The 10,759-nt window shown below is 68.8% G+C and carries 3 protein-coding genes; 2 read left to right on the top strand and 1 reads right to left on the bottom strand.

The window, feature by feature from the left end:
- Positions 1–367 precede the first annotated feature (367 nt).
- Both ACWGH4_RS22035 and ACWGH4_RS22030 read left to right on the top strand, forming a co-directional pair.
- Positions 368–8,878 (top strand): golvesin C-terminal-like domain-containing protein, encoded by an 8,511-nt coding sequence (locus ACWGH4_RS22035; protein WP_453463445.1) that lies wholly within the window; start codon positions 368–370, stop codon positions 8,876–8,878.
- Between the two features lie 33 nt (positions 8,879–8,911).
- A complete protein-coding gene (locus ACWGH4_RS22030) occupies positions 8,912–9,514 on the top strand; it encodes an SMI1/KNR4 family protein (protein ID WP_453463442.1) in 603 nt (200 codons plus the stop codon).
- Between the two features lie 117 nt (positions 9,515–9,631).
- Here the strand turns inward: ACWGH4_RS22030 and ACWGH4_RS22025 are convergent.
- Positions 9,632–10,759, bottom strand: a 1,128-nt coding sequence (locus ACWGH4_RS22025; RefSeq protein WP_453463439.1) for a hypothetical protein, incomplete at its 5' end; no start/stop codon positions are given.

The raw sequence follows: 10,759 nt of genomic DNA, 5'->3' as shown, positions 1-10,759 counted from the left end.
CCGGACCCAAATAGCCCTTATATGAAGGTAGTTGACGCGGCATCGGCTCTTTGATTAGAAAGCCTCCGCCGTGATCGGAGCGCTGTGGAGTGGAGCCGTTCTGCCCGTGGTCGGGGGAGGGCGGCCCTGTTCGGCATGCATGTGTACGCCGGTCCGGCCGAGCTCCACGCGACCGGTGGCGGAGTCGCCGCGCCGGCGTGCCGGTGCGCCTTTTCGCGTGCTCGCGACAGGCGCAGAGGGAGGGAACGGCGTGAAAGTGAGACTCGGGCGGGCTTTAGCCTGCCTTGTCGTTTCAGCGGTCGCCACCACCATGCTGCCACAAGTCGCCTATGCGGCTCCGGTTCCGGACAATGACGGCGAAGGGCTCATGGACGCCGTCGCCGGCTGGTTCTCGGACGACGAGGAGAACGGGCCGCAGGAGCCGGAGACCGGGGGGACCCCGACGCTCCCGAGCCGGGAGGAACTGCCGAAGGGCAAGGCGGCTCCGAAGGCGAAGCGTGTCGCGGAACTGGCCGGCAGGCGCACGGCCAACGAACGCTTCTGGAAGCTGTCCGACGGCCGGGTGCAGGCCGAGGTGTCGGCGGTGCCGACGTCGTACCGGTCGGGGAAGTCGTGGAAGGACATCGACCCGACGGTCCGTCCCTCCGACGACAAGGGCTTCGACTTCGCCAACACCACCAACAGCGGACGCACGTGGTTCGGATCCGACGCGGACCGGCTGCTGCGGTTCGAGTCGGGGGACGGGCACGCGGTGACCCTGGGCCTGGCGGGCGCGAAGGGGCTCACCCCCGTGGCCAAGGGCAACACGGTGACCTACAAGGACGCGGTCGCCGGTGCCGACCTGTCCTACGAGGTGGGACCGGGCCGGGTGAAGGAGAACATCGTCCTGGACCGACGGCCGCAGGGGCCGCTGTCGTTCACCTTCACCCTCGACGCGGGCGGGCTGACGCCGAAGGCCGCCAAGGACGGTTCGGTCCGGTTCTACGGCGAAGGCGCCGACCCGGTGCTGATGATTCCGGCGGCGTTCATGACGGACGCGAAGAAGGACGCCGGCTCCCCCTACGGCACCGGCTACAGCACGGCCGTCGAGCAGAAACTGACCAGAGCAGGCAAGGGCTGGAAGCTCACCCTCACCCCGGATGCCGAGTGGCTGGCCGCGGCGAACCGACAGTATCCGGTCACGGTCGATCCGACGATCGTCATCGCCCCCACGCCGTCCACGGCGCAGGACGTGATGATCTCCTCGGACGGCCCCACGTCGAACTACGACGAGAACTGGCGCCTGTCGGTCGGAAACACCAGCACCGGTAGCTCACGGGCGCTGCTGAAGTTCCCGCTGACCGGGATCCCCTCCGGCACGAAGGTCGACTCGGCCGATCTGCGGCTGTACTACGACCAGACACACACCACCAACGACGACGAAGTGCGGCTCGAGGCGCACCGGGCCACGCAGGAGTGGAACGAGTCGTCGGCGACGTGGAACAGCGCGAGCGGCATCACCGGTGAACTGTCGGGCACCGCGGTCGTGGTGGACGACGGCGACGCCGGCCGCACCGCGGCCTCGGGCGCCTGGCCCGCCTCCGGGAACACGGCGTACACCCAGTACGCGGTGAACAAGGACTACCTCTACAACAAGGACTCGGTCGCGGGCGGAAGTTACACCTGGCAGCCGAGCCTTCCGGAGGACGGCGACTACCAGGTCGAGGCGCACTACGTGCCCGCCTCCGACCGTGCCACCGCGGCCCCGTACACCGTCACCTACGAGGGTGGCAGCAGGACCTACACGGTCGACCAGCAGGCGGGCAGCGGCGGCGAGTGGAAGACGCTGGGCTCCCACCGCTTCAAGGCCGGAACCCTCGGCAAGGTCGTCCTCGGTGACGGACCCGCGTCGGCCTCGACGGCGGTGATCGCGGACGCCGTCCGCTTCACCAAGGGCGGCGTCGTCACCAAGAAGCCGGGCGAGCTGAACACCTGGCACTCGTTCCCGGTGACCAGGACGGTCCAGTCCTGGGTGGACGGCACGAACGCCAACCACGGCTTCGTCGTCAAGGCCGGCGACGAGAGCGCCGACGGCCCGAAGGGCGGCCCCCGTTACGAGGGCAGTGAGTACGCCTACATGGGCGAAACGGTCAACTACCCGCGGCTGGTGCTGACCTTCGGCCGCCAGGGTGTGGATCTCGCCGCGCCCACCACGATCCGGGCCACCGGCGCCGAGCTGAACTGGTCCGCGTACCAGGACCCGGACCCGGTCGCCACCGGTGACGACATCGTCGAGTACCAGGTCCACCGTTCGGTCAACCAGACCTTCACCCCGTCCGCCTCCACGCTGGTCTCGCCCGTCGCGCCCGGCACGACGGCGTTCACCGACACGACGGCGGTGCCGACCCGGGCCGACGACGCGGATCCCTTCGGCCGCGCGTACTACTACATGGTCGCGGTCAGGACGAAGGACGGGCAGGTGGTCGGCGCGCCGACGCAGCTGGTGCGGCTGCCGAAGGCCGGACGGATCACCAAAGTGCTGACCGCCGCAGAGGACACCACCCTGTCGTCGGCCAGGCCCACGGCCGCCCACGACACCATCGAGGACGGCGGCCCGCAGAGCTGGATAACCGTCGGCAACAACTCGGGCACCTACGGGAACACCCGCGCCCTGCTGAGGTTCCCGGCGCTCGGCATCCCCGCCACCGCGAGGGTCCTGGACGCCAACGTCCGGCTCTGGGGCACCCAGACCACGCAGAGCGCCCCTGGCGTGATCTACGAGCTGCGGCCGCTGACCCGCCACTTCGACGAGTCGGCGACATGGGCGAAGGCCGATGCCACCACCGGCTGGACCTCTCCGGGCGGCGACTTCGGCGCCCCGGTCGCCGACACGGGAGCGATCAGCAACGACCCCTCACGGCACGACTGGAACGTCACCTCGCTCGCGCAGTCCTGGGTGGCCGATCCCTCCTCCCAGAAGGGTGTGGTCATCAAGACGGCCGACGAGACCGTCGCCCAGGAGCGGACGCTGTTCCTGTCCTCCGAGGGTGCCGAGCAGCGGCTGCGGCCCAAGTTCGTGGTCACCTACATCGACTCGACCACCGAGTCGACGTACTACGCGCCGCAGACGCCGGCCCGGATGACCCCGAACACCACCTACACGGTGGACTTCACCCTCACCAACACCACCACCGCGACCTGGAAGGCGGCCGACCAGGTCCTCACCTACCGGTGGGCCCTCCCCGACGGCACGGACGTCACCAACGGCGGTAACCAGATCCACACCGCTCTGCCCCACGACGTCGCGCCGGGCGACTCGGTCACCCTCCAGGCGCAGGTCGCCACCCCGATCAACTCCGACTCGGGCAACAAGCGCACCGACTACGCGCTGACCTGGGACGTCCTCGACAGGACGGCCGGCACCTGGGCCTCCGGCACCGCCGGGATCCCCGGCCTGAAGCAGAACGTGGCGGTCGAGGACCCGACCTCCGACCAGCTCGGCCTGGAGAAGTTCTACTCCTACACGGGCAAGAACACCGGTGCCGGTTCGACGCTGATGAACAACACGGCCGCCGGCAACAGCGTCTGGTCCTACAACGCGTTCTCCAACCCGGGCCGCGGGCTCAACACCTTCGCCCGCTTCGCGTACAACTCCCTGGACACCTCCGACACCGTCCTCGGCCACGGCTGGTCGGGGCAGGTGGCCGGCCCGATCCGGCTCGGTGCGCCGCTGGACTTCCATCCCAACCCCGGCCCGAGGGAGATCCGTCTGCCGGACGGTGACGGCACGACTCACGTCTTCCGCAAGCAGGACGACGGCTCGTGGAAGGCCCCGGCGGGCGTGCACTACAGGATCACGCCGAAGCCGGGCCTGGACTGCACCCCTGCCAAGGACCCCGTTCCCGACGCCTGGACGCTGACCCGGCCCGACGGCACGCGCTTCCTGTTCGGCTGCGACGGCTACATGACGTCGGCCGTCGACAAGAACGGCAACACGCAGACGTTCACGTACGAGGAGCGCAAGTCCAACAACAAGCCGACCAAGTTCCTCACCTACATCACCGACCCGGCCGGCCGGCGGTCCCTCACCGTCGACTACTTCACCAAGAGCGACACCTCCTCGCCGAAGATCGTCGACCACGTCCGGTCGATGACCGACATCTCGGGGCGCAAGCTGCTCTTCGAGTACTCCGACAAGGGGCTGCTCACCAAGCTCACCGACGGCGCGGGCTCCTCCCAGCCGAAGGTGTTCACGTTCACCTACGACGCCACCCAGGGCAACAAGAACGTCAAGCTGGTCGACGTCACCGATCCGCGCGGCAACGGCACCGGCCTCGCGTACTACTACCCGAAGGAGGGTGACGACCCGAAGTACCACTGGTGGACGCAGACCATCACCGACCGCCTCGGCGGCAACACCGCCTTCGCGTACGCGCAGGACGCGTCCAACGCCGAGTTCACCAGGACGACGATCACCGACGCGGAGAACCACGCGAGCGTCTACGTGACCGACGACTTCGGCCGCCCGGTGCAGACCACCAACGCCAAGGCGCAGACGACAGAGCTGGTGTGGGACGCGGACAACAACGTCACCCTCCTCGAGGAGGCCAACGGCGCCAAAACCGCGTACTGCTACGACCGGAGCACCGGCTACCCGCTGTGGAAGCGTGACGCCGAACACAACAAGGCGGGCGTCCCGGCACAGAGCGACTGCGCTCCGGGCGTGTACCCGCCCAACGCGCAGAAGTACGAATACCGGACGCGGCTGGACGGCTATTCGGCCGACATCCACCGCAAGACCTCCCCGCAGGGCCGCACCTGGCAGTTCGGCTACGACAGCTTCGGCAATCTGACGGCCGTCACCGACCCCAAGGGCGTCGCGTCGCCGGAGACGGGCGACTACACCACCCGCTACGGCTACGACTCCCACGGCCTGCTCGCGAGGGTGACCGACGCCAACGGCAACCCGACGGTCAACACCGACTTCGGCCCCACCGGCTACCCGGCGAAGATCACCGACGCGCTGGGCAGCACCACCTCGTACGTCTACGACGAGCGCGGGCAGGTCACCCAGGTCACCGACGCGCTGGGCAAGAAGACCACCCAGACCTACGACACCTACGGACGTCCGCTGGTCGCCACCGTGCCCAAGGACCAGGCCGCGGGTGACCTGATCACCACCCCCGCGCCCGCGTACGACGCCAACGACAACGTCACCACGGCGACGGCGCCCAACGGGGCGGTGTCCACGGCGGTGTACGACGCCGCGGACCAGATGGTCTCCGCGACCGCGCCGAAGGACTCGGCGACGGCTCCCGAGCGCAGGACGCAGTACACCTACGACCGGACCGGTCATCTGAGGACGACCACGGAGCCCAAGGGCACCGCGACCGCCGCGGACCCGGCCGACTTCACCACCACCAACCACTACGACGAGCTCTACCAGCTGGCATCCGTGGTCAACGCGGAGGGCGAGCGGATCTCCTACGAGTACGACAACGTCGGCAACCTCGTCACGGTCATCGACCCGAAGAAGAACGCGACCGCCGACACCACCGACTACTCGGCCAGGAACGCCTACGACCTCAACCACCGGGTCGTCACGGTCACCGACGCGCTCGGCAAGACCACCTCGCGGGCGTACGACAAGGACTCGCTCGTCGTGTCCACCACGGACACCGCGGGCAACACGACCCACGTCAGCTACGACGAACGGGGCAAGCAGACCGAGGTCAAGGCCCCGCACAAGGGCACCGACGGTGACATCACGTACCGGACGACCCGTTACGAGTACGACCAGGCCGGCAACACCACCCGCGTCGTCACCCCGCGCGGCGTGGAGACCGCCGATCCGGACGACTTCGCCGCCCGGACCGAGTACGACGCGCTGAACCGGCCGGTGAAGCAGTTTCAGCCGTACGACCCGGCGGACGACCGCTACAACAGCCCGAACATCTACACCCAGACGTTCTACGACGAGGTCGGCCGGGTCGCGAAGACCTCGCTGCCTCCGTCCGACGGCCAGAGCGTCCGCAACGACACCACGTTCACCTACTTCGACAACGGCTGGGCCAAGGCGTCCACCGACCCGTGGGACATCGTCACCACCTACGACTACAACGACCTGGGCCAGCAGACCTCGAGGACGCTGACCTCGGCGGGCGGCTCCGCCAGCCGCAGCATGGGCTGGACGTACTACCCGAACGGCATGCTCAAGGAGAAGACGGACGACGGTGTGCCGGTCGGCAGCGCGGTCCCGCTGGTCGACAACTCAGATGTCCAGAACACGGCTTCGACCGGCACCTGGACCAAGGGAAGTCTCGCCGGACAGCAGGGCTACGACCATCAGGTCCATGCCGCCGGAACGGGGACGGACGCCTTCACCTGGACGCTGAACATCCCGAAGGACGGCGCGTACACCGCGTACGTCAAGTTCCCGCAGGTCTCCGGCGCAGCGAAGACCGCCAAGTACACGGTCACCCACGCCTCGGGGACCACGGACAAGGAGGTGGACCAGTCCAGCGGCGCCGGCACGTGGGTCAGTCTGGGCAGGTACGACTTCAAGCAGGGCAACCAGGCCAGGCTGGAGCTGTTCCAGAACGGCGGCGGCACGGTCGTGGCCGACGGCGTCAAGCTGGTGCGTGACAACTCCGGCGACAGCGACGCGGAGAAGCACACCTTCCGCTACGCCTACGACCTCAACGGCAACCTGTCCTCGATCGACGACCTGTCGTCCGGCGCGAAGGTGGACGCCTACACGATCGGCTACACCGAGCTGAACGAGGTCCAGAAGATCACCGAGGCGCTGGCCGGCCAGGAGAAGAAGACCACCTCCTACACGTACGACGCCAACGGCCAGCCGGAGACCGTCACCCATCCCGAGCAGTTCTCCCGGTACACCTACGACCTCCGGGACCTGGTGAAGACCGTCTCGGTGGGCACCTCGCCCACCGACACCTCGCCGAAGGTGACCTCGTACACCTACACCGACCGCGGGCAGGCGCAGCGCGAGGTCAAGGACAACGGCAACACCGTGGACACCACCTACTTCCTCGACGGCGCCATCGAGAGCACCACGGAGAAGAAGGCCGACGGCACGCTGGTCGCCTCGCACACCTACGGCTACGACGCCAATGGCAACAGGGCGCGGGACGTGGTGAAGAAGATGAACGCCGACAACCACTCGGCGTACCTCTCCTCCACCACCGAATACACCTACGACCCGGTCGACCGGATCGCCGGATCGGTCAAGACGGGCAACGGTGCCGCCACGGAGACCTACGTCCACGACAACAACGCCAACGTGATCAGCCAGACGGTCCAGGACACGACCACCACGTTCGGCTACGACCGCAACCGGCTGCTCACCTCCACCACGGCGGGAGCGACGTCCTCCTTCAACTACGACCCCTTCGGCCGGCAGGAGTCCGTCACCAAGGACGGCCGGATCGTGTCGCGGAGCGTGTACGACGGCTTCGACCACGTCGTCGAGTCCCAGCAGATGGGCGCCGACGGCCGGATGAAGTCGACCACGTACACCTTCGACCCGCTGGACCGCACCACATCCAGAACCGCCGACGGCAAGACCACGGACTACCACTACCTGGGTCTGTCCCAGGAGGTGCTGACCGAGGAGGTCGCCGGCAAGCTCACCAAGTCGTACCAGTACAGCCCGTGGGGACAGCGTCTCTCCCAGATCAAGCACAACGACGACGGGACGACGGAGGACGGCACCTACGGTTACAACAGCCACACCGACGTCGAGACGCTGACCGACGACAGCGGGAACACGAAGGCCACCTACGGCTACACCGCCTACGGCTCCAACGACGAGTCGGAGTTCACCGGCATCGACAAGCCCGACCCGGTCGACCCCACCAAGGAGGAGTACAACTCCTACCGCTACAACGCCAAGCGCTGGGACGCCCAGTCCGGCACCTACGACATGGGCTTCCGCGACTACGACCCGGGTCTGAACCGCTTCACCACCCGGGACATGTACAACGGCGCCCTCGCCGACATGGGGCTCGGTACCGATCCCTTCACCGGCAACCGCTACGCCTTCACCGGCGGAAACCCCATCTCCAACGTCGAACTCGACGGCCACTTCTTCTTCCTGGCCGTCCTCGCCGTGCCCGCGGTGACCGCGCTCGTCGAAGCCACCATCGTGGTCGTGGCGGCCGTGGCGGTGGCCGCGACCGTCGAGCACGTGGTGAACGAGGTCAAGGAGAACGCGGACGAGGCGGAGGACGAGGCGCCCAAGCCCGAGCCCAAGGGACCGCGCGCTCCGGCGCCCGAGCCGGAGAAGAAGCGGGTCGACTGCGGCGACGGCTGGGTCCAGCACGGGGACCTGGACGCGAGCAACGGCAACCGGGCCACGGGTGTGACGGCCTGCCTCACCGACGACTACCTCCAGTCCCACGAAGGGTCCAAGACCGACCCGTCGACGGTCACGCCCCCGGGATACAACTGGGCGCAGCGGGCCGCCGGCCACTTCAAGCTCGACCCGTCGAAGAACATCAACGCCTGCCACCTCCTCGGCAAGCAGCTCAGCGGGTCGGGCACCGATCTGAAGAACCTCGCCACCTGCTCCCGGGGGGCGAACGCCGCACAGGAGGGGTCGACGCAGGGAGCCAACAACATGAGCACCTACGAGGGCCAGGTCAGGGCCGCGGTGGAGGGCGGTCAGCACGTCCTCTACACGGTGACGCCCGAGTACAGTGGCAGCCGCACGGTGCCCACCGGGTTCCGTATCAGCGCCTACGGCACCAACCCTGACGGGTCCATGGGGCTCCAGATCAACACCTTCATACCCAACACCCTGAAAACCGGGCAGAACCTCGGGACGTTCAACGATCCGAGAACGGGATCGCCGGTTCCCACCGGGCCGATGTCGTGACGCGCCGGAGCCGGCAGAGAAGAGGTGACTGACATGGGCGGACTGGAGGTGCTCCGGCAGCTCGTGCCTCCCACCGCCGACAGCGACACACGGGTCGACTGGGTCCGGATGGCGCAGTCGTGGGGCAAGGACCTGCCCGCCGACTATCGGCAGTTCATCGAGCTGTACGGGGCCGGCACGATGGGGAACTACCTCAGCGTCCTGAAACCGGAGGCCAAGGGCGCGGAGCCCGAGTCCGACGAGATGCTCCAGGAGACGGCGAACGCCCGGCACGCCTGGGCCGGCCCGCCGCATCCGCCGGGACCGGCGGACGCGGAGCCCGAGCTGATCGCCTGGGGCGTGGACGCGAGCGCGGACATCCTGTGCTGGGACGCCTCGGGGGACGACCCCGGAGCGTGGCCCGTCCTGGTGTACAACCGGGACGACGCGCTGTGGCGCCGGTTCGACTGCACCATGGCGGAGTTCCTCGTGCGCGTGCTGCGTGCGGAGTTCGACGAATGCCCCCTGGGCGGTCTCGCCCTGTGGGGCAGACACCCGGTGAAGTTCCTGAACCGGCGCGAGTACGACCGCCTGTTGAAGCAGGGCCTGGACCCGTGGACGGGTGAACCCGACCCGTACGCCGGTATGTTCGACTGACAGGACGGCGCGTAAAGGTGATGCCCGGGGCCCGTGGCCCCGGGCATCACCGTTCGGCCGCTCGGCGCATCCGTCCGGCGGACTCCGCGGAGAGCGGGCGTCCGCGGCGGGGACCCGTCAGCAGGTGGGGACGCCAGGGAGCCAGGAGTCCGCGACGTCGATGTAGATGTTGGAGATGTAGCCGCCGTAGTCGGGCAGGTAGGACCAGGCGTCGTTGCTGTAGCCGTCGGTCTGCACCAGCTGGCCGCGCACCTGGCAGCGGACCCGTACCGTCGTCGGGCCGGGGAGCGTCGTGACGCGGGTGGACGCGGTGGTGGCCGACTGCCGGATGCTGACGTCCGTTCCCCAGGTCGGGAAGGACTTGGTGGTGGTGCCGTCGCCGGTCCACAGGTAGGTGACGGTCACCCAGCCGTTGTCGTTCAGGCCGACGTTGTAGAAGGTGCCGTCCGCCAGGTCGATGCCGGCCGGGTTGAGGACCCGGCGGCCGAAGCCGTCGAGACCGCCGTTGTAGCCGTGCTCGTAGGCCGCCTGGGCCTCGGGCATCCCCTGGGGCAGGTCCTTGAAGGTCTCCCGTACCGAGGACGGGTTCCAGTGGTCGTCGCGGGTGTTCCACGGGCCGACGTCCCAGACCGGCGCCGTCTCGCAGCGGGCCGGCCCGCAGACCCGTACCGAGTACTCGGCGCTGCCCTTGGGGGACAGGCCCCGCCGCGAGGGCAGGGCGACGAAGTGGTCGTTCGGCCTGATCACATGCCCGTTGGCGGTGGTCCCGCCGACCAGCCCCTCGCGGGTGGCGTAGACGCGGGCGGTGAACGGTTCGGCCGAGGCGGGGCGGGGAGCGGCCACGCTCACCCTGTCGGCGGTGAGCCGCAGCGAGCTCACGGCGGGGCCGGACCGGTTCGTGCCGCCCTGGAGGACCAGCCGTGCCTGGACCTCCGTGACGGTGCGGGGCAGTTCGGCCGGCACGCCGGCGAGGGCCTCGCGCCACTCGGTCCAGGGGCCGTTGCGGTCGCGGCCGCGGATGTCGACCTCCACCGCCGCTCCCGGCGGCAGCTCCGCCCTGACCTCGGCGGCGACGCGGTTGGCCCCGGTCTCCAGGCGGTGCACCGGCAGTACGGCGGAGCCCTGGCCGCGCCCCGTGCCGGCCGAGGCGGACGGGAGCGTGGTGTCGCGGATGCGCAGCGCGCCGTTCGCGTGGCGGACGTTGGCGTCGTCGTCGTTGCCGGCTTCGGAGCCGGCGGCCAGGTC

This window comes from Streptomyces sp. NPDC054847, assembly GCF_053610925.1.
Note: the sequence above shows the minus strand (reverse complement) of the source record. Positions and strands in the feature narration are given on the sequence as shown.